The organism is Halomonas sp. ND22Bw (genome assembly GCF_003011945.1).
Classification (GTDB): Bacteria; Pseudomonadota; Gammaproteobacteria; order Pseudomonadales; family Halomonadaceae; genus Halomonas; species Halomonas halophila.
The window spans coordinates 1-268 of sequence record NZ_PXWD01000958.1; the positions used below are offsets into that span (position 1 = coordinate 1).

1 protein-coding gene is annotated in these 268 nt (G+C 60.1%); it reads right to left on the reverse strand.

Features of this window, described 5'->3' with window-relative positions; translation table 11 throughout:
* Positions 1–198: biopolymer transporter ExbD (locus CVH10_RS21010; RefSeq protein ID WP_181244611.1), on the reverse strand; the 198-nt coding region annotated here is incomplete at its 3' end.
* Between the last annotated feature and the right edge of the window lie 70 nt (positions 199–268).

The window sequence follows — 268 nt, forward strand, 5'->3', positions numbered from 1 at the left end:
GATCTTGTTCTTGATCGGGTCGACCGGCGGCTTGCGCGCATTCGGGTCGTTGACCGGCAGGTCGACCTTCACCGCGTGGGTCTGGATCGGAATGGTGATGATGAACATGATCAGCAGCACGAGCATGACGTCGATCAACGGCGTCGTGTTCATTTCCATCATCGGTTCGCCGTCATCGCGGCCACCACTCATTGCCATGTCAGCTACTCCTTAACCGGCGACGGCCGGCTGCGAGATGAACCCGCCCTTCGCAAAGCCGGCCATCTGC